The 24,505-nt window shown below is 64.7% G+C and carries 22 protein-coding genes; 13 read left to right on the top strand and 9 right to left on the bottom strand.

All coding sequences use genetic code 11. The features are described from left to right. Positions 1–265 precede the first annotated feature (265 nt). The 5 genes from AC1Q6Z_RS10700 to AC1Q6Z_RS10680 all read left to right on the top strand — a co-directional run bounded on the left by AC1Q6Z_RS10700 (position 266) and on the right by AC1Q6Z_RS10680 (position 6,230). Positions 266–1,270 (top strand): sugar ABC transporter substrate-binding protein, encoded by a 1,005-nt coding sequence (locus tag AC1Q6Z_RS10700; RefSeq protein WP_439617805.1) that lies wholly within the window; start codon positions 266–268, stop codon positions 1,268–1,270. Between the two features lie 163 nt (positions 1,271–1,433). Further along, positions 1,434–2,969 (top strand): sugar ABC transporter ATP-binding protein, encoded by a 1,536-nt coding sequence (locus AC1Q6Z_RS10695; RefSeq protein WP_492647754.1) that lies wholly within the window; start codon positions 1,434–1,436, stop codon positions 2,967–2,969. Further along, positions 2,959–4,005, top strand: coding sequence for an ABC transporter permease (locus tag AC1Q6Z_RS10690; RefSeq protein ID WP_492647753.1), 1,047 nt, complete (start codon positions 2,959–2,961; stop codon positions 4,003–4,005). Before AC1Q6Z_RS10695 ends, AC1Q6Z_RS10690 begins: the two co-directional genes overlap by 11 nt. 1 nt (position 4,006) lies before the next feature. Continuing rightward, complete coding sequence (locus AC1Q6Z_RS10685; protein WP_492647752.1) at positions 4,007–4,984, top strand: ABC transporter permease; 978 nt, start codon at positions 4,007–4,009, stop codon at positions 4,982–4,984. Between the two features lie 31 nt (positions 4,985–5,015). Then, entirely contained in the window at positions 5,016–6,230 is a 1,215-nt protein-coding gene (locus AC1Q6Z_RS10680; protein WP_492647751.1) for an SfnB family sulfur acquisition oxidoreductase, read from the top strand. 122 nt (positions 6,231–6,352) lie between these two features. Here the strand turns inward: AC1Q6Z_RS10680 and AC1Q6Z_RS10675 are convergent, their stop codons facing one another. Next, positions 6,353–7,564, bottom strand: coding sequence for an acyl-CoA dehydrogenase family protein (locus AC1Q6Z_RS10675; RefSeq protein WP_492647750.1), 1,212 nt, complete (start codon positions 7,562–7,564; stop codon positions 6,353–6,355). Positions 7,565–7,757: 193 nt separating this feature from the next. Between AC1Q6Z_RS10675 and AC1Q6Z_RS10670 the strand changes: the two genes are divergently transcribed. Together AC1Q6Z_RS10670 and AC1Q6Z_RS10665 are read left to right on the top strand one after the other, a co-directional pair. Then, positions 7,758–9,173, top strand: a complete 1,416-nt coding sequence (locus AC1Q6Z_RS10670) for an LLM class flavin-dependent oxidoreductase (RefSeq protein WP_492647749.1) — start codon at positions 7,758–7,760, stop codon at positions 9,171–9,173. A gap of 49 nt (positions 9,174–9,222) precedes the next feature. Further along, on the top strand, positions 9,223–10,680 hold the full coding sequence (locus tag AC1Q6Z_RS10665) for an FAD/NAD(P)-binding protein (RefSeq protein WP_492647748.1): 1,458 nt from the start codon (positions 9,223–9,225) through the stop codon (positions 10,678–10,680). Between the two features lie 14 nt (positions 10,681–10,694). Here AC1Q6Z_RS10665 and AC1Q6Z_RS10660 read toward each other — a convergent pair whose 3' ends face one another. Both AC1Q6Z_RS10660 and AC1Q6Z_RS10655 read right to left on the bottom strand, forming a co-directional pair. After that, positions 10,695–11,195 (bottom strand): nucleoside deaminase, encoded by a 501-nt coding sequence (locus AC1Q6Z_RS10660; RefSeq protein ID WP_492647747.1) that lies wholly within the window; start codon positions 11,193–11,195, stop codon positions 10,695–10,697. A gap of 117 nt (positions 11,196–11,312) precedes the next feature. After that, positions 11,313–12,227, bottom strand: coding sequence for a LysR family transcriptional regulator (locus AC1Q6Z_RS10655; RefSeq protein WP_256115152.1), 915 nt, complete (start codon positions 12,225–12,227; stop codon positions 11,313–11,315). Between the two features lie 153 nt (positions 12,228–12,380). Between AC1Q6Z_RS10655 and AC1Q6Z_RS10650 the strand changes: the two genes are divergently transcribed. Genes AC1Q6Z_RS10650 through AC1Q6Z_RS10635 form a run of 4 tightly spaced genes read left to right on the top strand, consistent with a single transcriptional unit; the run spans position 12,381 to position 16,667 of the window. Beyond that, complete coding sequence (locus AC1Q6Z_RS10650; protein ID WP_492647746.1) at positions 12,381–13,397, top strand: amino acid ABC transporter substrate-binding protein; 1,017 nt, start codon at positions 12,381–12,383, stop codon at positions 13,395–13,397. A 10-nt stretch (positions 13,398–13,407) separates the two neighbouring features. After that, positions 13,408–14,607 carry an amino acid ABC transporter permease gene (locus AC1Q6Z_RS10645; protein WP_492647745.1) on the top strand — a complete coding sequence of 400 codons (1,200 nt, stop codon included), beginning with the start codon at positions 13,408–13,410 and terminating at the stop codon, positions 14,605–14,607. Then, positions 14,604–15,674 (top strand): amino acid ABC transporter permease, encoded by a 1,071-nt coding sequence (locus AC1Q6Z_RS10640; RefSeq protein WP_492647744.1) that lies wholly within the window; start codon positions 14,604–14,606, stop codon positions 15,672–15,674. Before AC1Q6Z_RS10645 ends, AC1Q6Z_RS10640 begins: the two co-directional genes overlap by 4 nt. A 30-nt stretch (positions 15,675–15,704) precedes the next feature. After that, positions 15,705–16,667: a nucleoside hydrolase gene (locus tag AC1Q6Z_RS10635; RefSeq protein ID WP_492647743.1), complete on the top strand. Its 963-nt coding sequence runs from the start codon at positions 15,705–15,707 to the stop codon at positions 16,665–16,667. Positions 16,668–16,688: 21 nt separating this feature from the next. On the opposite strand, the gene AC1Q6Z_RS10630 is transcribed toward AC1Q6Z_RS10635, so the two are convergent. Continuing rightward, positions 16,689–17,462 (bottom strand): SDR family oxidoreductase, encoded by a 774-nt coding sequence (locus tag AC1Q6Z_RS10630; RefSeq protein WP_492647742.1) that lies wholly within the window; start codon positions 17,460–17,462, stop codon positions 16,689–16,691. A gap of 146 nt (positions 17,463–17,608) precedes the next feature. On the opposite strand from AC1Q6Z_RS10630, the gene AC1Q6Z_RS10625 reads away from it, so the two are divergent. Beyond that, on the top strand, positions 17,609–18,508 hold the full coding sequence (locus AC1Q6Z_RS10625) for a LysR family transcriptional regulator (RefSeq protein ID WP_492647741.1): 900 nt from the start codon (positions 17,609–17,611) through the stop codon (positions 18,506–18,508). Between the two features lie 24 nt (positions 18,509–18,532). On the opposite strand, the gene AC1Q6Z_RS10620 is transcribed toward AC1Q6Z_RS10625, so the two are convergent. The 4 genes from AC1Q6Z_RS10620 to AC1Q6Z_RS10605 all read right to left on the bottom strand — a co-directional run bounded on the left by AC1Q6Z_RS10620 (position 18,533) and on the right by AC1Q6Z_RS10605 (position 21,905). Further along, complete coding sequence (locus AC1Q6Z_RS10620) at positions 18,533–19,213, bottom strand: GntR family transcriptional regulator (protein ID WP_256115141.1); 681 nt, start codon at positions 19,211–19,213, stop codon at positions 18,533–18,535. A gap of 3 nt (positions 19,214–19,216) precedes the next feature. Continuing rightward, complete coding sequence (locus AC1Q6Z_RS10615; RefSeq protein WP_492647740.1) at positions 19,217–20,068, bottom strand: ABC transporter permease; 852 nt, start codon at positions 20,066–20,068, stop codon at positions 19,217–19,219. Beyond that, positions 20,065–20,805 carry an ABC transporter ATP-binding protein gene (locus tag AC1Q6Z_RS10610; RefSeq protein ID WP_492647739.1) on the bottom strand — a complete coding sequence of 247 codons (741 nt, stop codon included), beginning with the start codon at positions 20,803–20,805 and terminating at the stop codon, positions 20,065–20,067. Before AC1Q6Z_RS10610 ends, AC1Q6Z_RS10615 begins: the two co-directional genes overlap by 4 nt. Before the next feature lie 65 nt (positions 20,806–20,870). Further along, positions 20,871–21,905 (bottom strand): ABC transporter substrate-binding protein, encoded by a 1,035-nt coding sequence (locus AC1Q6Z_RS10605; RefSeq protein ID WP_439617789.1) that lies wholly within the window; start codon positions 21,903–21,905, stop codon positions 20,871–20,873. A 127-nt stretch (positions 21,906–22,032) separates the two neighbouring features. Here AC1Q6Z_RS10605 and AC1Q6Z_RS10600 point away from each other — a divergent pair, with 127 nt between their 5' ends. Then, positions 22,033–22,740: a fumarylacetoacetate hydrolase family protein gene (locus AC1Q6Z_RS10600; RefSeq protein ID WP_492647738.1), complete on the top strand. Its 708-nt coding sequence runs from the start codon at positions 22,033–22,035 to the stop codon at positions 22,738–22,740. A gap of 63 nt (positions 22,741–22,803) precedes the next feature. Here AC1Q6Z_RS10600 and ggt read toward each other — a convergent pair whose 3' ends face one another. Beyond that, entirely contained in the window at positions 22,804–24,408 is a 1,605-nt protein-coding gene (gene ggt / locus AC1Q6Z_RS10595; RefSeq protein ID WP_492647737.1) for a gamma-glutamyltransferase, read from the bottom strand. Positions 24,409–24,505: the final 97 nt, after the last annotated feature.

The raw sequence follows: 24,505 nt of genomic DNA, 5'->3' as shown, positions 1-24,505 counted from the left end.
CGATGAGTTGACAATGATGCAGATCGACAATGCCTGGGGCGCTGGTCCCGGAGAAGACTACGAGGTGGTCGCCGCACGATGGACCAGACGCTGAGCGAGCCGGAATACATCATCTGAACGCGCGGCTTATGCCGGATGTCGGCATGCCCTTCGGCAAGCGGATTATTTTCACAGGTCCTCGCGATTTGGAAAATTCTGCCTGTCCTGCGCCGATAATGCATCTAATTTATAGATTATATCATCAAACGCATGGATGGGGACCACCATGACTGACGAACGCACCGCCGGCGTGAACCGCCGCAACCTCCTGAAACTCACCGCCGTCGCAGGCGTCGTCGCCGGTGCAGGGCTCCTGTCCGCGCGCTCGGCTTCGGCCGCAGGCGAGCTTTCCCTCAAGGGCAAGCGCATCGGCATCAGCGCGACCGGCACCGACCATTTCTTCGATCTCCAGGCCTACAATGCCCAGATCGAGGAAGTGAAACGCCTCGGTGGCGAGCCGATCGCGGTGGACGCCGGCCGCAACGACGGCAAGCTCGTCTCCCAGCTCCAGACGCTGATCGCCCAGAAGCCCGATGCCATCGTCCAGCTGCTCGGCACGCTGAGCGTCATCGACCCGTGGCTGAAGAAGGCCCGCGAGGCGGATATCCCGGTCCTGACCATTGACGTCGGCTCGGTGAACTCGATCAACAACGCGACCTCGGACAATTGGGGCATCGGCAAGGACCTCGCCCTCCAGCTCGTCTCGGATATCGGCGGCGAAGGCAATATCGTCGTCTTCAACGGCTTCTACGGCGTGACGCCCTGCGCGATCCGCTACGACCAGCTCGTCAATGTCGTCAAATATTTCCCGAAGGTACAGATCATCCAGCCGGAGCTGCGCGACGTGATCCCGAACACGGTGCAGGACGCCTTCACCCAGATCACGGCGATCCTCGCCAAATATCCGGAAAAGGGTTCGATCAAGGCCATCTGGTCGGCCTGGGACATCCCGCAGCTTGGCGCCACGCAGGCCCTCACGGCCGCCGGTCGCACCGAGATCAAGACCTACGGCGTCGATGGCAGCCCGGAAGTGCTCCAGCTTGTGGCGGACCCGAATTCGCCGGCCGCCGCCGACGTCGCCCAGCAGCCGGCCGAGCTTGGCCGCGTAGCGATCCAGAACGTCGCCCGCTACCTCGCCGGCGAGACTCTGCCGCGCGAGACCTATGTGCCCGCACTCCTCGCCAACAAGCAGACCGTCGGCGAAGTGTCGAAGAAGCTCGGCATCGGCTGATTTTTAAAACGAAAGCATATGCGGCTACCCCGTCATCCGCCTGCCGGCACCTTCTCCCCGGTGGGGAGAAGGGGAAAAACGAGACGTCGCGAATCCTCCCCTTCTCCCCCACGGGGAGAAGGTGCCGGCAGGCGGATGAGGGGGCTACAAACGAGGACACGGCATGGTGGATGCGGTAGAGAACGGCGGCGACGCGATCCTTCGTTTCGACGGGGTCGTCAAGCGGTTCGGCGGTGCGGCAGCCCTTTCCGGCGCGTCGCTCACAGTGCGGCGCGGCACGGTGCATGGCCTTGTCGGCCAGAACGGCGCCGGCAAATCGACGCTGATCAAGCTGCTGGCCGGCCTGCACCGGGCGGACGAGGGCACGATCGAGATCGACGGCAAGGCCTATGACCGGCTGACGCCACATCTTGCCGAAGCGCTCGGCATCCACTTCATCCACCAGGACCGCCTGCTGGTGCCGACTTTCACGGTCGGCGAAACGCTCTTCCTCGGCCGCGAACCGCGCATTGCCGGCACGCCCTTCCTCGACCGCGCGGCGATGCGCCGGAAGGCGGCGGAGATGCTGGATCGTTATTTCGGCCTGCAACTGCCCGCCTCGGCCCTCATCGCGGATCTTTCCGCGGCCGAAAAGCAGATCGTGCAGATCACGCGGGCGCTGATCGCCAATCCCAAGGTGCTGGTCTTCGACGAACCGACGGCAGCGCTCGTGCGGCGCGAGGCGGACCTTCTCTTCCGGCTCATCCGGCGCCTCAGCGAGGAGGGCATCACCATCCTCTACATCTCGCACTATCTCGGGGAGATCGTCGATCTGTGCGACACCGTGACGGTGCTGCGCAACGGCCGGGACGTCGCGACCCTGCCGATCACAGAGACCTCGGCTGCGAAGATCGGCGCGCTGATGGTCAACCGTGCCATCGGCGAGCTCTACCCGAAACCGCAGGTCACACCCGGCGGGACGCTGTTGCAGGTGGAAAACCTTGCGCTCACTGACCGCTACGACGAGGTGTCCTTCACGCTGTGCCGGGGCGAGGTGCTGGGGCTCACCGGCCTTGTCGGCTCGGGCGCCAAGGAGGTCGTGCGCACGCTCTTCGGCCTCGACCGGCCGACCGGCGGCACCGTCTCGGTCAAGGGCGAGGCAATCTTCGCCACCGACCCGGCGAAGGCGACGGAAAAACGTCTCGCCCTCGTGCCGGAAGACCGCCGCCGCGACGGCGTGGCGCTCGACCTTGCGGTGACGGAAAACACCACACTCGCCAGCCTCGGCCGGTTTTCCAGGGGCCTCATCGACCGTGGCGCCGAGCGGCGCCAAACCGAAGACCTCGTCAAGCGGCTGGAGATCAAGACCGACGGCATTGATGCGTTGGTGCGCACGCTCTCGGGCGGCAACCAGCAGAAGGTGGCGATCGCCAAATGGCTGAGCCGCCAGTCGGAAATCTACCTGCTGGACGAGCCCACCGTCGGCGTCGACATTGCCGCCAAGGTCGAGATCTATCGGCTGATCGGCGAGCTGGCCGAGCGCGGCGCGGGCATCCTCGTGCTCTCCTCCGATATAGAGGAACTGCTCGGCATCACTGACCGGGTCCTCGTCTTCTTCCGCGGCCGGGTGACGCGGGAATTCATCTCCTCCGAAACGAGCCCCGATCAGGTCCTCACCGACGTGACGGGTGCCCACGAGACGCTGCGCCATGCTGGTTGACGCCCCCTATATCCCGCCCTCCGTCTTCGGGCTCGAAGAGAAAACGTCACCGGAGCCTGACAAGCCTGGCCCGGCGCTCGGGCGGCGGCTGGCGACGCTTGCGCTTCGCGGCGGCTCGCTCGCTGTCTTCGCCGGCGTGCTGGTGTTCTTCTCCATCGCCGCACCGTTCTTCCTGACGGTCGGCAATATCGGCAACGTGCTCGGCCAGTCCGCCATTGCCGGGGTGCTGGCGATCGGCCTCACCATCGTCGTCATCGCCGGTGGCTCGAATGTCGTCACGGGCGGCATCGACCTCTCGCTTGCCGCCAATATGGGCCTGAGTGCCGCCGTCTATGCGACGCTGGCGCAGGCGGGGCAGGGCGATGCGGTGGCGATCCTCGGGGCGCTCGGCACGGGGCTTGCCATCGGCGCGGTCAATGCCGCGGCGGTCACGCTTGCCGGCATCGTGCCGCTGCTGGCGACGCTCGCCGTGATGAATGTCGTGGCCGGCCTCGAACTCGTTCTGACCCAGAACACCGTCGTGCCGGCCTCCGGCGAATTCCTCTCGACGCTTTCCGCGAGCGGTCCGTTCGGCGTTCCCGTTCTCGCCTATGTCCTGCTCGGTTTCACGCTGGTCGTCGCGGCTATCGTGCAATATACGCCGCTCGGCCTCCGGCTCTACGCGGTCGGCGAGTATCCCGATGCGGCGCGCGCCGCCGGCCTGCCGGTCCGCTCCTTCGTCGCGGGCTCCTTCCTTGCAAGCGGACTTTGCGGTGGTTTTGCCGGCATCCTGTCGGTGTCCTACTTGAGCGGCAGCACGACGGGGGCGGGCGAGATGCTGCTGCCGGTCGTCGTGACGGCGCTGCTCGGGGTGGTGTTTTCCCGCCGGCTGGTGCCGACGATCACCGGAACCTTGCTGTCCGCGCTCTTCGTCGGCTTCCTTATCAACGGCTTCCAGCTCCTCAACATTTCCAGCACGCTGGTGAGCGGCGTGCAGGGCCTGCTGATCCTGCTCGTGGTGTCCGCCACCACGCTGCTGCGCCGGGAGACGATCTGACATGGCGACGGCATCCCTCTCGGCCTTCACGCGCGGCATCGGGCGTTATGCGCTGGTCGCGGCGCTTGCCGCGGCCTTCGCCACTTTCGCAGCCCTTGCCCCGGGCTTCCTGTCCGGCGCCAATCTCGTCAGCGTGCTGGTGAACAATTTTGCGCTGCTGGCCATCGTCGCCGTCGCCATGACCTTCGCCGTTTCGGCCGGCGGCATCGACCTGTCGGTCGGCACGGCCATCGATTTTGCCAGCTTCGCCTTCGTCTCCCTCGTTCTTGCCGGGCAGCCGATCCCGCTGGCAGCCCTCGGCGGGCTTGCCGGCGGGGCTCTCGTCGGTCTGTTCAATGCCGTGCTGATTGCCGGCATCGGCATTTCGCCCTTCCTCGCCACGCTCGGCACGCTTTTCGTCGGCCGCAGCGTGCAGCAATTGCTGACGAACGGCGGCAATCCGGTCTATCTGCCACCCGCCGGCGTGCCGGAGGCTTTCCGGTTCCTTGGCCACGGCACGTTTGCCGGCCTTCCCGTGCCGCTGCTGGTCGCTGCGCTTGTGATTGTCGGGGCCTGGCTCGTCCTGTCGCGCACGCGTTTCGGCCGCGTGGTGCTCGCCACCGGCATCCAGGCGAGCGTCGTGCGCTATTCCGGCATCCGGCTGTCGCGCGTCACCGCCGCGACCTATGTGCTGGTCTCGGCCATATCAGCGATTGTCGGGCTGATCCTCACCTCGACGGTGACGGTCTATATCCCGTCCTCCGGCAATGCCTTCCTGCTCAACGCCATCGGCGCCACCTTCATCGGCACGACGTTTGACCCGCACGGGCGGCCGAACGTTCCGGGCACGGTGCTCGGCGTGCTGCTGCTCGGCATCGTCGCCAACGGCCTGCTCCTCTCCGGCCTGAACTTCTACTGGCAGCAGGTCGGCACCGGGCTCCTCATCTTCTCGGTCCTTGCCATCGGCTTCGCCAACCGCAAGGCCGCCGCCCGGGCGTAAGGCCGGGCCGCCTCTCTCGAAAGGAACGATCATGAGCAGCGTCACACAGCTCGCCCGACCGCAGCAGACCGCCCACCGCATCGCCAGCGAAGAGGAAGCGCTCGCCGTCGCGCGCACGCTTGCCGATGAGTTCGCGGCCGGCGCCAGCCGACGCGATTACGAGCGCGCGCTTCCCTACGAGGAGCTTGACCGGCTCTCCGCCTCCGGCCTGCTCGCCATCACGGTGCCCTCGGATTATGGCGGCATCGACGTGTCGAACGTGGTGCTCGCCGAGGTCACGGCCATTCTTTCCGAGGCCGACAGCTCGATCGGCCAGATCCCGCAGAACCATTTCTATATTCTCGAAGCGCTGCGTCACGACGGCAGCGAGGCGCAGAAGCGGTTCTATTTCGGCCGCGCGCTGGCCGGCGACCGCTTCGGCAATGCGCTCTCCGAGGTCGGCACGAAGACCGTCGGCAACTACAACACGCGCATTACGCCTGATGGCGCGGGCTTTCGCATAAACGGGCGGAAATTCTATTCGACGGGCGTGCTTTTCGCCCATTGGGTGGTGATCTTCGCGCTCGACGGCGAGGAGCGGCTGACCATGTCCTTTGCGCCGCGCGAGACGGAGGGCATCGAGATCGTCGACGACTGGGACGGTTTCGGCCAGCGCACGACTGGCAGCGGCACGACGATCCTGCGCGACGTCTATGTGCCGGCCGATGCCGTGGTCCAGCACCAGAAGGGTTTCGAGCGCCCCGGCACGATTGGCTCGGTCGGGCAGATCATCCACGCCGCCGTCGATCTCGGCATCGCCCGGGCGGCGCTGAAGGAAACCATCGGCTTCGTGCGCGACAAGGCGCGGCCCTGGACGGACAGCGGCGTCGAGCGCGCTGCCGACGATCCTTTGACGATCTCGCGCATCGGCGAACTCGCCATCCGCATCGAGGCTGCGGAGGCGACGCTGGAACGGGCAGGGCGCAGGGTCGACCAGGCGCAGGTCAGCCTGAGCCAGGAAAATTCCGTGGCGGCGACCCTTGCGGTGGCCGCGGCCAAGGTGCTGACGACGGAACTCGCCATCGACGCGACGAACGTGCTGTTCGAGCTTGCCGGAACCGCCGCCACGAAACGCGGCCTTAATCTCGAACGCCACTGGCGCAATGCGCGCACACATACGCTGCACGATCCGGTGCGCTGGAAATACCATGTCGTCGGCAACTATCACCTGAACGGTGTCACGCCGCCGCGCAACGGCGCGCTCTGAAATCCAACCCTCGTGGTGGGGGGTGGTCGCCTGGCCGCAATCCTTCGGGATTGCGGCCCTTTTTTATGCGCCGATGAAAAAGGCGGCCGGTGGCCGCCCTTCCTACCTGCCGGCTGATCGCCTCAGCTATAGAGGCTCGGCTCCGGCACGCGGCCGTTAAGCGCGAAATCGCCGACTTCGCGCGCCTTGTAGAACACCGGGTCGTGCAGCGTGTGGGTGCGCACGTTGCGCCAATAGCGGTCGAAACGGTAGTGCGAGGCCGTCGAGCGGGCGCCGGTCAATTCGAAGACGCGGGCGGTGACGTCGAGCGCCACATGGGTAGCGTTGACCTTGGCCGCATAGGCCTCGATTGCCGCTTCGCCGCGCTCCTGCGCGGTGACAGTCCGGCCCCGCGCGAGCACCGACTGCACGGTGGCCGCGGCGGCATCGGCAAGCGCTGCGGAGGCTTTCAGCGCCGCGCGGAATTCGCCGATGCGCTCCAGGATATATGGGTCCTCGCTTGCCTTCTCGACGCCGGAGGTCAGCCAGGGGCGGGTCGTCGTGCGCACATAATCGATGGCCGCATCGAGCGCGCCTTCCGCCGTGCCGATGTAGAAGTTGACGAAGACAAGCTGGATGAGCGGTGTGTTGAAGGTCGCCTGCACCGCAGGTGCGGCATCCCTGGCCGCGAGCGGCAGCAGGAAATCACTCTCATAGACCGGAAAATCGCGGAATTCGACGCTGCCGCTGTCGGAGAGCCGCTGGCCGATATTGTCCCAGTCGTCATTGGCCACATAACCCGGGCGATCGGTCGGCAGCACGAGATTGGCGATCTGGTCGCCGAAAGCCGCATTGGCATTCAGGCGGTCGGAAATATGGGCGCCGGTCGAGAATGTCTTGCGGCCGTTCAGCAGGTAGTGGTCGCCATCCTGCGTCAGCGTCAGGCCCGGATCGCGCGGATTGACGGCGGCACCCCAATAGAGCGACTTCGCCACCGTCTCGACACCGAGGTCCCAGGCCTTGTCCGGATCGTCCGCCGCCCAGTAGATGTACTGGCTGTTGACGAAATGGTAGCCGAGCAACTGGCCGATCGAGCTCTCGCCGCGCGCCAGGATGCGCACCAGCCGCAGCCCATCCACCCAGTCGAGCCCGCCGCCGCCGATTTCCACCGGGTGCAGGGCGTTCAGCAGCCCATCCTTCTTCAGCCTTTCGATTTCCGCAATCGGCGGCCTGCCTTCCGCGTCCAGCTCCGCGCCGCGGCGGGCGAGGTCGGCGGAAATCTCCTCCGCCTTGGCGAAAAGCCGCGTGCGGTCGTCCTGAAGATCGGGGTCCTTGAGAAGGTGTAGGGCGTTCATGGCGGATCTCCTGTTCCAGCGCCGTTCGGCTGCTCGGTCCGCATTTTCCCCAACGCGCGATCCCGGAGCCAGCAAAGCCATTTCCGAAACTAATCTATATAAAAGATAGAATTTCTGTATTTGTTTGAAGCAGGCGTTATCCTCCCCCGAAAGTCCGATGCCTTCAGGCATCCTCAAGACGCTGGAGAACCCCATGGCCCGCCCCATCCGTTTCAACGCCTTCGACATGAACTGCGTCGGCCACCAGTCGCCGGGGCTGTGGGCGCATCCACGCGACAAGTCCTGGAAATACAAGGATCTGGACTATTGGCAGGATCTCGCCCGCACGCTGGAGCGCGGTGTTTTCGATGGCATCTTCATCGCCGATGTCATCGGCTATTACGACGTCTACAAGGGCTCGAACTACCACGCCATCCACCAGGCGGCGCAGCTTCCGGTGAACGACCCGATGCAGCTTGCGGCCCCCATCGCGCTTGCCACCGAGCATCTCGGCATCGGCATCACCGCCTCCACCTCCTTCGAGCATCCCTATACCTTCGCCCGGCGCCTCGCGACGGCAGACCACCACTCGAAGGGCCGCGTCGGCTGGAACATCGTCACCTCCTATCTGGAAAGCGGCGCGAAGAATGTCGGGCAGGGCGGCCTTCGCCGGCATGACAACCGCTACGAGGTGGCCGCCGAATATGTCGAGGTGCTCTACAAGCTGCTGGAAGGGTCCTGGGAGGAGGGGGCGGTGGTGCGCGATGGCGAGAAGCGCATCTTCACCCATCCGGAAAAGGTCCACGAAATCGCCCACAAGGGCAAGTTCTTCGAGGTGCCGGGCTACGGCCTGACGGAACCCTCGCCGCAGCGCACGCCCGTGCTCTACCAGGCGGGCGCCTCCGGCCCGGGCAAGGCTTTCGCCGCCGCCCATGCGGAATGCATCTTCGTCGCCGCGCCGACCAAATCCGTGCTGAAGGCCTATGTCGCCGATATCCGCCAGCGCATCGCCGCCGCCGGCCGCGACCCGAAAAAGGTCTTCATCTATACGCTGATCACCATCATCACCGACGAAACGGAAGACAAGGCGCAGAAGAAGTTCGAGGACTACAAAAGCTACGTCTCCTATGACGGCTCGCTCACCTTCATGTCCGGCTGGAGCGGCATCGATTTCGGACAATATGCGCCGACGGACGTGGTGGAGCGGATCGAGACGAACGCCATCCATTCCTTCGTCGAGCACATTGCCGGCGGCGACAAGTCCTGGACGATCGACGAACTCGCCCAGTTCGGCGGCATCGGCGGCATGGGGCCGGTCTTCGTCGGCTCGCCGGAGCGCATTTCCGATATTCTGCAGGAATGGGTCGCCGACACCGATGTCGACGGCTTCAACATCGCCTATGCCGTGACGCCGGATAGTTTTGAGGATATCGTCGCCCATATCGTGCCGGAATTGCAGAAGCGGGGCGCCTACCCGACCGAATACAAGCCTGGTACGTTGCGCGAAAAGCTTTTCGGCGATGGTCCTTATCTGCCGAAGACACATCCGGCCGACGGCTTCCGGGACATCGAGGCGGTGAAGCGCCGCGAGGCCGAAGCGGTGCCGGCCTTGAAGACAGTGGGCGCATGACATGCCGGCAGGCTTGGCGTTCGATGAAGCACAGGCGGGTTTTCAAGCCGTGAGCAATGGATCAGCCAAACCTGTTGTTGCGGTTATCGGTGGTGGTTTCACCGGGGCCGCACTCGCCTATCATCTCGCCCGCCTGCTTGGCCCCGGGGCCGCAAAGATCATCGTCTACGAGCCGCGGGCCGTGGTGGGCGGCGGCGTCGCCTATGATACGGACGAGCCCGTCCACCGCATCAACGTGCCGGCGGCGCGCATGACGCTCGTTCCTGGGGACGACGAGCATTTCCAGCGCTGGCTTTTCGAAACCGGCGCGCTTCGGGACGATCCGGGCGCGACCACCGCGGACGGTCACGTCTTCGCGCGCCGCTCTGCCTTCGGCCGTTACGTTTCCTCCCAGCTCCAGCCGCTCGTCGCGGCAGGAGCGATCGAGCATCGCCGCAGCCGCGTTCGCGCCGTAACAGAGGCTGAGGGCGGCGGGTGGCGTATAACGGCCGATGACGGCTCGGAGCTTTGGGCCGACCGTCTGGTGCTGGCGACGAGCCATCCGAGCCCGCAGCCCCCGGCGGCTCTCGACAAGGTGCTCGCTGGGCACGACCGCTACATTACGGACGCCACCCTTCCAGCGGCCCTGTCGTCGATCCGGCCGGATGATCGCGTGCTCGTGGTCGGCACGGGCCTGACCGCCGCGGATGTGATCGCCACCCTCGACGCTGCCGGACATCGGGGCCTGGTGACGGCGGTGTCGCGCCGCGGGCTGCGCTCCCGCGGCCACAATCTCAGCCCCCAGGACCAGTTCGGCGACTTCGTCGATCTTCCGTCCCGCTCGGCGCGTGCCCTGCTGCGCCGGGTTCGCCGTACCCTTGCCGAGGCTGAAGCATCGGGCATCACCTGGCATGCGGTGTTCGACCGGTTGCGCGGGCAGGGCGGTGACATCTGGCGGGCACTGCCCGTGGCCGAGCGGCGGCGCATCGTGCGCTTCTTGCGCCCCTATTGGGACGTGCACCGCTTCCGCATCGCCCCGCAGGTGGAGGCGGCCATCGACCGGCGCAAGGCGGCCGGCACCTTCGTCCTCCACGCCGCCTCCATCGCCGGCGTCACACGACAGGCGGATGGTGAAATCGCCGTGGCATTCCGGCCCCGTCACGGACGCGAACCGTTCGAAGGACGCTACGACGCGGTCGTCGTGACGACCGGCCCCGGCCACCGCTCCATCCTCGCGAGCCAGCCGTTCCTGGAGGGCCTCGCCCGGGCAGGCGTGCTGCAACCCGACAGCGTCGGCCTCGGCATCGCCGTCGATGAGCAAAGCCGCGCCATCCGCCCGGACGGACGCACAGCAAAAACCCTCTTCATCGCCGGCCCGCTGGCGCGCGGCACGTTTGGGGAGCTGATGGGCCTGCCCCAGGTGACCGACCACGCCGTTTTCGTCGCAACGCGCATCGCCCATGAACTTGTCGATGTTCTCGATACCGTCGTGCCCGTGCTCACTGCGGGGCGAGCTGTCGAAGGTTGAGGCCGCAGCGGCGATCACCAAAAACCTTCGTGGACCTTTGCAATCTCGCCTTCAAGCGCCGGAACGGGGCCGATGACCTCCACCTTGCGCTGCCCGGCGTCGAAAATGCGCTCGCAGGGCATGTCCATCGTCAGGTTCTCCGGGTTGTCTCCGGTCAGTTCCGCGAGGCGCTTTTCCGTCATCCCGTAGACGAGGCGGCCGATGCCCGCCCAGTAAGTGCCGCCCGCGCACATGCAGCACGGCTCGACCGAGGTGACGAGCGTGCATTCGGCCAGGAATTCCGCCGTATAGGCCTTGGCGGCGTCACGTGCGACGTTCATCTCCGCGTGGCCGACGCCCTTGTCGTCCTTGAACGTGTTGCCGGAGGTCAGCAGCACCGCCCCATCCGGCCCCGCCAGCAGCGCGCCGAACGGGTGATTCCCCGCCGCCCGGCTTTCCTCCGCGATCTTCATCGCCTCGCGCAGATTGCGCAGATCGACCTCCGTCGCCTGCCCCTTGTTCTGTTCGTCGCGCATCGGTCACTCCTCCTCAACGCTGGAAACTTCCGCAATCAGAGTGCCCGAGATGGGACCTCGCGCCAATTGGAATGAATTGCATAGGAACGCGGCTATGTAGCGACGGCTTCGGCAAATCTATGCAGTATTCCCAAGGCGGCGTCCTGAGCGGATGATGAAGTCCCTGAACTCCCGGCCGAACGGGCGATCGAGCGCTGCCCTGTTCCAGGCCAGCGCGTAAGGCTCCGAAAGGGCGATCCAGCAATTGCAGGCGACGACGAGTTTTCCCTGTGCGAGGTCGTTGGCGATCATGGAGGTTTGGCCAAGCACGAAGCCCGCATCGTTGACCGCGGCGTCGATCGCTGCGCTGGAAAGCGAGAAGGACAGGTCGCATTGCGGTTCGCGCCGGGGAAGGCCGGCCTGGGCGGCCCAGTCGGACCAGGTGGGCGGGGACTGGTAGGGGTTCTCCCATTCGATGCCGATCAGGGGACCCTTGAATATGTCGGCGGGCGTGGTCACGGGGTGCTTTTTCAGGAATGCGGGCGAGCACAGCGGCGCGACCTTGTCGACGAACAGCTCGGAAAAATGGGCATAGCGATGGCGCGCGCTGCCGTAGGAAATGCGGAAATCCACCTGCTCCTCCTCGAAGACCGGCTCGTCGTCCTCGCCGATCAGCCGCACGCTCAAGCCCGGCGAGATGGTTTGCCACTCCGCGAGGAGAGGACCCAGCCAGCGTATCGTCAGCGACGGCGGGGCGCTCACCACGATGCCCGATTTCAGGCGCGCCCTTTGCAGGACGGTGCTGGCGGCGCGCAAATGATCGAAACCGACGCGGATCCTTTCCAGATAGATCTGCCCCCATGAGGTGAGGACCAGGCTACGGCCTTTCCGCTCGAACAGGGCGACGCCCACCTCCTCTTCGAGCCGGCCGATATGCTGGCTGACGGCCCCGGACGATATGCCGAGATCGCGGGCGGCGGCGGCGACGCTGCCAAAACGACCGATTGCCTCGAAGGCCTGCAAGGCGCGCAATGTGGGTAGACGAACGGACATGACGGTGCTCCTCCATCCTATTTAGATTAGAAAAACTAAAGAGAAAAGCAGAGGTTGGTTGATTGACCGGACCAATGCTTACGATTTCTAATGAAATACGAAAAGCGGTGCTGGGTAGCCGCACATCGGGAAAAAGCAAAAGAGGGGATAACGATGAAACTATTTCTGGCAACATTACTGGCTTCGACGGCGGTTTTTTCCGCCGCGCTGGCGGGGGAAACACTGGACAAGGTCAAGGCGCGCGGATCGCTCGTCTGCGGTGTCAGCGAGGGCATAGCCGGGTTCTCGGCGCCCGACAGCACCGGCACATGGGCGGGCATGGATGTCGACTTCTGCCATGCGCTGTCCGCCGCGATCCTGGGTGATGCGACCAAGGTGACCTTCAAGCCCCTGACCGCGCAGAACCGCTTCACCGCGTTGCAGTCCGGCGAGGTCGACATCCTGTCGCGTGTGACGACATACACGCTGACGCGCGATACTGCGCTCGGCTTGGATTTCGGCGCCGTGCTGTTCTATGACGGCCAGGGCTTCATGGTGCCGGCAAAGCTGAACATCACCTCGGCCAGGGATCTCGACGGCGCGACGATCTGCATGCAGACCGGCACCACCAACGAGCTCAACGTCGCCGATTTCTTCCGCTCCATCGGCAAGCCCTTCAGCCCTCTGGCGATCGAAGACGTCAACGAACTGAACAATGCGTTCTTCAACAGCGGTCGTTGCGATGTCTATACCGGCGACACGTCGGGGCTTGCGGCATGGCGCTCGTCGCTTGCCCAGAACAAGGACGATTACGTCATCCTTCCGGAATTGATCTCCAAGGAACCGCTGGCGGCGGCCATGCGCCATGGCGACCAGCAGTTCGGCGATATCGTCCGCTGGGTCGGCTTCGCGCTGATCGAGGCGGAGGAAAAGGGCGTCACCCAGGCCAATGCGGACGAGATGAAGTCGAGTGCCGATCCGACGGTGCAGGCGCTTCTCGGCGTATCGCCGGGCAACGGCAAGGCGCTCGGCCTTGACGAGGCCTGGGCGCTCAACGCCATCAAGGCCGTCGGCAATTACGGCGAGATCTTCGAACGCAATGTCGGTGCCAAGACGCCGCTTGGATTGCAGCGTGGCACGAACGCGTTGTGGAACAAGGGCGGCCTGATCTACGCGCCGCCGGCGCGCTGATCGGCGGTCCATGTCCCATCCAGCGGAAAACAAACCGGCTACGGGGCTCTTCGAGAGCCTCGCAGCCCTCCTGCGGGACCGGACGGTGCGGCGCTGGGTTTTCCAGCTCGCCGTCACCCTCTCCCTCGTGTCGTTTATCGGCCTCTTGGTCGCGATCGCGGCGGGCAATCTCGCCCGGCAGGGGATCGCAACGGGATATGGCTTCCTCACCGGCGAGGCACGGTTTGAAATCAGCGAAAGCGTGATCGCCTATTCCGCGGCGAACAGCTATGGCCGGGCACTGCTCGTGGGCTTTCTCAACACGTTGAAAGTGTCGCTGCTGGCGATCGTGCTGGCAACGGTGATCGGCACCGCCGTCGGCATTGCCCGGCTCTCCAGCAACAGGCTGCTCGCGGGTGTTGCCGGCGCCTATGTGGAGGGGCTGCGCAATATTCCGCTGCTGCTGCAACTGTCCTTCTGGTACGGGCTGCTGACCGTCACCTTGCCGGTGCCGCGGGCGGCGCTCAATCCAGTCGAGGGCGTGTATCTCAGCAATCGGGGCGTCGTTCTGCCGATGCTGGAGCCGCATGCCGCATTTGGCTATGCAGGGATTTGCCTTGCCTTCGGCGCGGCCATAGCCGTGCTGTTGAACCGGCTCGCCGCCCGCCGCCAGGAGAGAACCGGCCGCCGCACCGTGATCGCGCCGGCGGTCCTCTTTGTTCTCGTCGTTCCCGTCATTGCGGCCTGGTATTTCGGCGGGGCGCCGGCAGCGCTGGACATGCCGCACCTGCAAGGCTTCAATTTCGTCGGCGGCGTGCGTCTTTCGCCGGAATTCGCCGCCTTGCTGTTCGGCCTGACGGCCTATAGCGCCACCTTCATCGCCGAGACGGTGCGCGGCGGCATCGAGGCCGTCAGCGTGGGGCAATCGGAGGCCGGGCGTTCGCTCGGGCTGCGTCCTGGCCTCGTCATGCGCCTGATCATCCTGCCGCAGGCGATCCGGATGATCATCCCGCCGATCACCAGCCAATATCTCAACATGACGAAGAACAGCTCGCTCGGCGTCGCGATCGCCTATCCAGATCTCGTTGCGGTCGGCAACGTCACCATGAACCAGACCGGCCAGGCGATCGAGGTGGTCTCGATCTTCATGATCGTCTATCTGACGATCAGCCTCGCGATTTCCGGCTTCATGAACTGGTACAACCACCGCATGGCGCTGGTGACGCGATGACCGGGATGTTCCGCCCATCACGCCGTCGCAGTGCCGACTTCCTGCGCTCCCTGTTCAGCACCTGGTACAATGCGCTGATCACGCTGGCGCTCCTGTTCATCGCCTTCAAGGTCGTGCCTCCACTCGCAAACTGGCTCGTGTTCGATGCCGTCTGGAGCAGTCCGTCTGCGGATGCATGCCGCGTGGCGGCAGGCGCCTGCTGGGCGTTCATCCGGGAAAAGGCCCGTTTCATCCTGTTCGGCCTTTATCCCTATGGCGAGCAGTGGCGTCCCTTGCTCGCGGTGCTGCTGCTTGTCGCCCTCGTTCTGGTCAGCGCCAACAAGCGATGCTGGACGCCCTGGCTGCTGGTGATCTGGCCGGCCGTCATCGCTGCGGTGCTCGGCGTCATGGCCGGCGGGTTTGCCGGAATCGCGGCCGTGCCCACGGCGCAATGGGGCGGCCTGCCGCTGACCTTGCTGCTCGCCGTCGTCGGCTCGGCGTTTGCCTTCCCGTTCGGCATCCTGCTCGCCCTCGGCCGCACATCGGACATGCCGCTCATCCGCTCCGTTTGCGTCGGCTATATCGAATTCGTACGCGGCGTGCCGCTCATCACGGTTCTCTTCATGGCGTCGGTCATGCTTCCCCTGTTCATGCCGGCGGGCCTGGAAATCGATGCCGTGCTTCGCGCCCTTGTCGGCATGACGCTTTTCGTCGCCGCCTATTTCGCGGAGGTCATCCGGGGCGGATTGCTGGCCGTTCCCAAGGGGCAGTTCGAGGCGGTCCATGCGCTTGGCCTCGGCTATTGGGCCGGCATGCGGCTCGTCGTGCTGCCGCAGGTGCTGCGTATCTCCGTTCCGCCGCTCACCAACACGCTGATCGGCCTCATCAAGGATTCCTCCCTTGTCGCCATCATCGGCCTCGTGGACCTGCTCGGCGCGTCGAAACGCTCGCTGTCCGATCCGGAATGGCTGGGCTTCTATCGTGAGGCCTATGTCTTCGTCGCCCTCATCTACTTCGCCATCTGCTTTTCGGTTTCGCGCTACTCCCGTCGGGTCGAGGCCGACCTTTCCGCCCGCCAGAAGCACTGATCCATTTGCCCATTTTGAAAGGAAGCCTCCGTGCAGGCACGACACCGCATAATTCTCGATTGCGACCCCGGCGTGGATGACGCGATCGCCATCCTGCTCGCTCTCGCCTGCCCGGAAATCGAGCTGGTCGGCATCACCTGCGTCACGGGCAACAAGGACCTGTCGTTCACGGCGAACAATGCGCTTAGGATATGCGCGCTGGCGGACCGCAGCGATATCCCGGTCTATGCCGGTTGCACACGGCCGCTGATGGGGCCTTACCAGCGCAAATGGCCCTCGGTGCATGGAACGGATGGCCTGTGCGACCTCGACCTGCCGGGCAAGCCCGGCGCTCTCGTCGAGGAACATGCGGTGGACTTCATCATTCGCCAGGTGCTGGCGGCGCCCGGCGAGGTCAGCCTTTGCGTCATCGGCCCGATGACGAACATTGCGCTCGCCATCGTCAAGGCGCCACACATCGCGCCGTTGATCCGTTCCGTGGTTTTCATGGGCGGGGCGGCCTTTTGCCCCGGCAATTCCGGCCCGCTCGCCGAGTTCAACATCCTCGTCGATCCAGAGGCGGCCGAGATCGTGATGTCGTCCGGCATTCCCCTCGTCATGCTGGGGCTGGATGTCACGCAGAAGGTGCGGATCGGGGAGGGGCATATCGCCGCGCTGGAACAGGCGGGGACAGCGGCTGCGGTGGCGATCGGCGCGATGCTGCGGGCCTATGGCAGCAACGACCCCTGCCTGCATGATCCCTGCGCGATCCTCTATTATATCGCGCCAGACCTGTTTTCCGGCGTGGAGGCCCATGTTCGGGTGCTCGCCAATCCGCCGGAGGCGCGCGGCGCGACGGTCGCAGCCGTGAGCGAGCGCCATCGCGACGGTCGCCCACCGAATTGCCTCGTCGTTACGGATTGCGATGCCGAGCAACTGCTGTCGATTCTGGTCGACCGGATGGGCGACGGCCGTCGCTGGTCACGCCGGATGACCATTGCGGCCGGGGTTTGATGTCCCCGGCCGCATGGTGTCTTACTTCGTCGTGTAGCCGCCGTTGACGAGGATGGTCTGGCCGGTCATCCACCAGCCGTCCGTGACCAGGAAGCGGATGAAGGGCACGATGTCCTCGATGTCGGTCAGCCCGGTCTTGGAGAAGCCGGAAAGGGCTGCCGCGGTCTTGTGATAGGCGACCGCGTCGGCGCCTTCGGCGGGATAGAAGAAGGGCGTGTCCATGGGGCCGGGGCCGATCGCCGTCACTGAGATGCCGCGCTCGCCGAATTCCTTCGATGCCGCCCGGGTAAAATGTTCCACCGGCGCCTTGGTGCCGGCATAGGCGGCGTAGAAGGGCGTTAAGGCACCCAGCAGTGACGTGACCAGCGTGCAGACCTTGCCGTTGTCGCTGACATGTTTGCCGGCCTCCTTGAGGAAGAAGAAGGCGCTCTTTGAGTTCACGCCCGTCATCTCGTCATATTCGGCCTCCGAAATCTCGACGATCGGCTTCTTCAGCACCTTGCCCACTGTGTTGATGGCAATGTCGATGCTGCCCATCGCGGCCTTCGCGTCGGCAAACAGCGTCTCGACGGCGCCGGCACCGGTGAGGTCGCCCTGGAAGGCGAAGGCTTGCGCGCCGGCCGCCTTGATCGCGGCCACCGTCTCGTCCGCAGCGGGCTTCGTGGCGCTGGTATTGTAGTGGACGGCGACAGCCTTCGCGCCCTGTGCCGCGAGGTCGCGCGCAATCAGCCCGCCAAGATTCTTCGCGCCGCCGGCGATGAGAACGGTTTTTCCCTTGATGCTGTGGTCGGTCATGGTGGTGGATCTCCTTGGCACTACCCGAGCGGCCGCGAGCGCGGCCACTTCCTAAGACGCACCATATCGTCTACGCTGCGCCTATAAAGTTCCCCATTCTGACATCACCTGTCAGGAATCGCGCACAATCAAACGGGCTCCCGCGCTTGGACCGTATCGATCTCTTCCGCACCTTCTGCCGTGTCGTCGAATGCGCGAGTTTTACCCGCGCGGCCGATACGCTCGGCCTTCCGCGTTCGTCGGTATCGGCCGCGGTCATCGATCTCGAAACACGCGTCGGCGCACGGCTGCTTCATCGCACCACGCGAAAAGTCTCGCCGACCCAGGACGGCGCCGCGTTCTACGAGCGCTGCCTGCGCCTGATCGCCGACGTGGAGGAGACGGAGGGCCTGTTCCGCCAGACGGCGGTCGGCCTTTCCGGAAAGCTGCGCATCGACGTGCCGGGCCGGATCGGCCGCCTCATCCTTGCGCCGGCGCTTCCGGAGTTTCTCGCACGCTATCCGCAACTCGACATCGAGCTGCGCATCACCGATCGCGCGGTCAACCTTGTCGAGGAGAGCGTCGACTGCGTCCTGCGTGTCGGGCCGCTCAGCGATTCAGGCCTTGTCGCGCGCAAGATCGGCGACCTTGCCTTGATCAACGTTGCCAGCCCCGCCTATCTCGCCACCTATGGCACGCCCGGCGTGCCGGACGATCTCGGCGGCCATCTTGCCGTCAATTATGCATCGCCCTCGACCGGGCGCGTCGAGGATTGGGAGTGGATCGAGGACGGTGAGGTACGGATGGTGCCGATGCGGGCGCGCGCCACGGTCAACAGCGCCGAGGCCTATATTGCCTGCTGCCTAGCCGGCCTCGGCCTCATCCAGATTCCGGCCTATGACGTGAGAAGCCATCTCGACGCGGGCGAGCTCATCGAGGTGATGCCGGATCACCGGGCGGCGCCGATGCCGATGACCTTGCTCTACCCGCATCGCCAGCATCTCTCCCGCCGGCTCCAGGTTTTTGCCGACTGGCTGGATGCCTTGATGAAGCGCGCGCTTCTGTAGTCCTGCCGCGATGTCGTCCAAAGGTCAGTTGGCGATTTCGGATTCGATATATTCGAGCGTCCGCATGTAGTGCGCGACGAGCAATTGCTTGGCTTCCGCGACGTTTCCGTCGAGGGCGGCGTCGGCAATGCGCTTGTGTTCGTCCTGGCCGCCGCGGCGGGGATAGGCAGCACTCGCTGATATGAAGATGTAGCGCTGCGCGTGGTCCATCAGCACCTCGCAGAACTGCACGAGCCACGACGAGCCGCAATTGGCGATCAGCGTGAGGTGAAAGTCGCGGTGAAAGCCTTCGAATTGCTTGCGGCGCTCCATGTCAGGGTCTTCCTGAGTCCAGGGCGTGCGCGACAGCCGGTGCAGGGCGAGCACGACCTGCTCTTCCCATTCGGTGGTGCGGCGCAGAATGGATTGCTCCAGCGCCAGCGGTTCGAGCATGCAGCGCGTCCCGACCAGTTCCCGCCAGTTTTCCAGGCTGATTTCCGGCACGGAAAAGCCGCGCTGGTCGTGGCGATCGACCAGCCGTTCGGACGAGAGGCGGTTGAGCGCCTCGCGCACCGGATTGGTGCCAACGCCATATCGCTGCGCCACGACGTCGATCGCCAGCTTCTGCCCCGGCCGCAGGTTGCCGCGCAGGATGTCGCTGCGCATCTGCTCGTAGGCCAGCGTCGCCGTCGTCGCCTTTTCCGATTTTTCGTTTACTTTTGTCATGCCTCAGCCATTACCGATTGAACTGCTACGATGCCAGAAAACAAAGCGTCGTTGCACCCAGGCCACCAGCCCGAACGTCATCAGGCCCATGACACTGAGATAGCAGATCAGCGAAAAGACGCGAGGTGTGTCGAGCTGGGAGGCCGCGACGCGGATCAAGGCGCCGAAACCCTGTCCGCCGCCGACCAGTTCTCCGGTGATGGCGCCGCCGACGACACCGATGGCCGCGATTTTCAAGCCGGTGAAGAAATGCGGCAGGCCCATCGGGATGCGAAGCCGCACCAGCGTCTGCCAGGGCGTCGCACCGATGCTGCGGAAAAGCATGCGCGCGTTCTCGTCCGCCGCATGCAGGCCCGCCGCGGCACCCACGATGATCGGAAACAGCGCGATGAAGGTGGCAAGCGCGACCTTGGAGGCGATGCCGAAGCCGAGCCAGCTCAGGAAGAGCGGCGCGAAGGCGACTTTCGGCATGGTGTCGATGGCGACGATGACCGGCATCAGCGCGCGTTCGCCAAAGGCCGTGCCGCCGACGATCATGCCCAATGTGGCGCCGATCGCCGTTGCCATCAGGAAGGAGATGACCACTTCTTGGAGCGTGATGAGAAAGGCGCTGAACACGTAACCGCCGGTAAACAGGCTCGCGCCGACCTCGACGATGTCCTGCGCGGTGCGCGCGGGCGAGGGCAGGATGATCGGCGACACCGTGCCGCTCATGGCGACGAGCTGCCAGATCGCGAGGATGGCAAGCACGAGAAGCGTGATCGCCACGGGCTGCGGCAGGCGGTTGATGAAGGAGACGCGCTGGGTCCAGACGGTCTCTGGAAACTCGTGCTGCCGGTCGGTCGCTATGGTCAAAGGAAGGCCCCCTTGTCGAGATGGTTGCGGATCTCGCTGACGTAGGCGCCGAATTCCGGTTGGGTCATCATGTCGAGCGTGCGCGGGCGCGGCAAGTCGATTTCCAGCCGCTTGACGATGCGGCCGGGGCGCGCCGCCATGACATAGACCGTATCGGAGAGGATGACGGCCTCGGAGATGGAATGGGTGACGAGCAGCGCCGTCGCCTGGCGCGACATGCAGATGCGCTGCAGCTCCATGTTCATGAAATCGCGCGTCAGTTCGTCCAGCGCGGAGAAGGGTTCGTCGAGGAGCAGCATTTCCGGATCGGTGATCAGCATGCGGCACATGGCGGTGCGCTGCGCCATGCCGCCCGACAGTTCGCTCGGATAGGCATTGTCGAAACCGCTCAGCCCAACCAGCGACAGCAGGTCCAATGCGCGCTGGCGGGCCTGCTCGGCCGCCGCCTTTCCGGATTTGATGCCGATGGGCAGCAGCACGTTTTCGATTGCTGTCAGCCAGGGAAACAGCGTCGCCTGCTGGAACATCATGCCCGTCTCGACGCGTGGCCCCATGACCGGCTTTCCGCCCAGCATGACGCTGCCCGATGTCGGCGGGGTGAGGCCCGCCATGATTTTCAGCAGCGTGGACTTGCCGCAGCCGCTGGAGCCGATGATCGAGGCGAAGCTGCCGCGAGGCAGGTCGAGATCGATATTTTCGAGGGCGACGAAATTGCGTCCGGAATAGGACTTCGTCACCCTGCGCACTTGAAACAGAGGGCGATCGCTGATGCGATCGCCCAATACACTTGCAGAGGATGCCGTCACGGATTGACGCCTTCGTTCCAATAGCTGACGAACTCGCTTGTATAGGCCTTGTCGAGATCGGGCAGCGGAGCCTTCAGGCTGCCGGAGGCGACGAGCGAGTCCTCCCATGCCTTCCATGCCTCAGGCGAATAGTAGCCCCAGCCCTTGGACGGATCCAGCGGCTGGACGCGCAGCCGGATATTGTCGAACAGCGCTTCGAGCATCACCCTGTCCTCTGCCTCCTGCGGGTTTGCCTTGGCCGAGCAGGCGAGCACCTTCTCGCGGTTTGCCGGGTCCGACCCGAAGATCGCGCCCTGCACCAGCGCCCGGCCGAAGCCCTTGATGACATCCGGATTGGCGTCGATATAGGCGCGCGTGGCCATGTAGCCATTGCCGAAGAAGCCCTGGAAAGCCTCCGGCGTGAAGTCGCGCACTTCCATGCCGCGCGTGCGCAGGATGGCGGCGTCGGCGGTCGCAGCCGCATAGGCCGAAATGTCGCCGCGCTGGAAGGCGACGGCTGCCGGGCCGGAATCGCCGACCGGGAGGAACGTGTAGTCCGTGCCTTCGGTCATTCCGGCGGCCGTGAGCATCGAACGCGCGAAGGAGACTTCCGCGCCGTCGGCCGTTCCGACGCCGATGACCTTGCCCTTCAACTCGGTCAGTTCCTTGAAGGGCGCATCCTGGGCAACCAGAATGCCGAACTGGCTCTTGGCGAAGTGATTGTAGAACATCACGACATCGACGCCCTGGGCGCGCGCGGAGAGGAGCGGGCCGGGGCCGGGATTGCCGATATCGCCCTGGCCGGCGGCGATGGCCTGAATGACCTGACCCGAGCCATCGACCGCCTGGACGGTGACGTTGAGGCCCTGTTTTTCGAAGTAGCCCTCGCACCGCGCCACATGCATCGGGAAATGCCCGATCGCGCCCGGATGCGGCAGGACAACCGTCACCTGCTTGAGTTCCTGGGCATGGAGCGGCGTTGCGGCGATGAAGCCGCAGAGTGCCGTTGTCAGTGCAGCGCAGAGCGCCGTGCGTCTCGTTGTCGTAAGCATGTCCACCTCCTTATAATGTATGATTTTGGAAAATGTAATGAAATATGCATTGATCCGTCAATCCATATTCGGTATGAAAAAAGTGAAATCGTACATTATTTTTGGAAAAGTGAGGATTCATACAGATATGAGCAGCGCCGAAAAATTCGTGGTCGATCTCGGCGAACGGCCGTCATTGCCTGTCTCCGGTGGCGAGGGGCGTTATCCGGTTCGCCGCATCTATTGCATCGGCCGCAACTATGTTGCGCATGTCGAGGAAATGGGGGGCGATCCGAAGCTGGATTTCCCGATCGTCTTCCAGAAGCCTACCGACAGCATCGAGCAGGACGGCGCAATCCTTCCCTATCCGACGATGACGGACAACTATCATTACGAGCTGGAACTCGTCGTCGCCATGAAGTCGGGCGGCTACAACATCCCCGTGGAGCAGGCGCTGGACCATGTCTATGGGTATGCCGTCGGCCTCGACATGACGCGCCGCAGTGTCAATGGACAGTCGGATCGTCCGAACCAGCCGTGGGAGCTCGGCAAGGCGTTCGACAATTCCTGCCCCGTCGGCACCATCCATCCCGTCGAGCAGGTCGGCCATGTCGATACTGGCGCGATCCGGCTCACCGTCAATGGCGATGCGAAACAGGATTCGGACCTTGCGCTGATGATCTGGCGCACGCCCGAGATCATTTCGAACCTGTCACGCTATTTCGCTTTGCAGGCGGGCGACATCATCCTGACGGGAACGCCGAACGGCGTCGGCCCGGTCGTGCCCGGCGACGCGCTGGTCGGCAGCATCGACAAGCTGGGTTCGCTCTCCGTCACCATCAGCGACCCGGTCTGAGACCGGCGAAAAATCCGATCATGAAAAGACCCGGGCGAGTTCATCGCCCGGGTCTTTTCTGTCTCATAATCCGAGCGCAATCCCATCCTTGCGATGGTCCGATGCGCCCCACAGCACGTTGCGCTCGCGATCGATCCAGATCGCCTGGCAGCCGCCGAGCGGCTCGTCCGCCCAGCGCGTGGCGTGGCCGCGCCGCTCCAGCTCGTGCTTCACCTCGGCAGGAATGGTCGGTTCCAGGCTGATCGCACCATCGGTGAAGAAGCTGCGCGGCTGGTCGCTCGCCATCTGCACGTCGAGCCCGCGGTCGACGATCTGCGACAGGATATGGACATGGCCGACCGCCTGATATTGCCCGCCCATGACGCCGAAGGACATGACCGGCCGCCCGTCTTGCAGGACGATGGCGGGAATGATCGTGTGGAACGGCAGCTTGCGCGGGCCGATGGCATTGGGGCTTTCGGGATCAAGCGAGAAGCCGCAGCCGCGGTTCTGAAGAAGCACGCCGGCCTTGGGCGCGTAGATGCCGCTGCCGAAGGCGAAGAAGATCGAGTTGATCAGCGAGATCGCATTGCCCTCGGCATCGACGACGGTGACGTAGACCGTATCGCGGTGCACCGGCATGTCGTAGTCCGCCACCGCGCTGGCGCGCGCCATGTCGATCCTGCCGCGCAGGCCGGCGATGAAGAGTTCGGCCAGAAGATCCTTGACCGAATGGCGCATCGCGTCCGGGTCGGCGATATAGAGGTCGCGCTGGCGGTAGGCCGCCTTGGTGGCCTCGGTGAACAGGTGAATGCGATCGGCTTCGCCGAGGTCCGGATCGCCGAGATTGAAGCCGTCCAGAATGCGGGCGATGATCAGGGCTGCAAGCCCCTGGCCGTTGGGCGGGCATTCGAGCAGCTCGTATCCACGGTAGGCGGCGGCGATGGGCTGCGTCTCGAAGGCGGAATAGGCGGCGAAATCCTCGATCGTGTGCAGGCCGCCGAGGCTCTGCAGCGTGGCGACCATGTCTTCAGCGACGGCGCCCTTGTAGAAAGCGTCGCGGCCCTCGCGGGCGATGCGCTCCAGCGTTGCGCCGAGCGTCGGATTGTCCAGCCGGGCACCCACGGCGGGCGGCAGGCCGCCCGGCAGGTATTGTGCGACGGAGGCGGGGTAGGGGCGCAGCCGGTCCGCATAACGCGCCCAGTCGTGCGCCACGCGCGGGGTGATGACGAAGCCTTCATAGGCGGCGTCGATGGCGGGCTTCAGGATCGCTGCGAGCCCGAGCCGTCCGTAACGCGTGCTGAGCTGGCTCCAGGCATCGACGGCGCCGGGGATGGTTACGGCATGAACCGAGCCATCGGGTATTACTTTGAGGCCGAGGGCGGTCAGCCGCTCGACCGTCGCGGCGGCCGGGGCGCGGCCAGAGCCGTTGAGGGCGATCGGCGTCTTGCCGGCCGGCGCGTAAAGCGCAAAGCAATCGCCGCCGATGCCGGTCATGTGCGGATCGATGACACCCTGCAACGCAACCGCTGCAATCGCCGCGTCCACCGCATTGCCGCCGGCCTCCAAGATGCGCAGCGCCGCCCTGGTGGCCTGTGGATGCGAGGTCGCGACCATGGCCTTGCCTGCCAGGGCGACAGACTTTCCAGGGCGCATGAAGTCGCGTTCGACAATGGTGTCGCCAATCATGGCAGATCCTCAAGATAAGTGGCTGCCGCCGTGTCGCAGATGACAACTGCCCGCAGCATTTTTATGACGCAAAGAGAGGACGAACTAAATAAGGATG

The organism is Shinella sp. GW835-FHT14H05, from assembly GCF_058793575.1.
The sequence above is the reverse complement of the archived record's forward strand: the minus strand, read 5'-3'. Positions and strand labels throughout refer to the sequence as shown.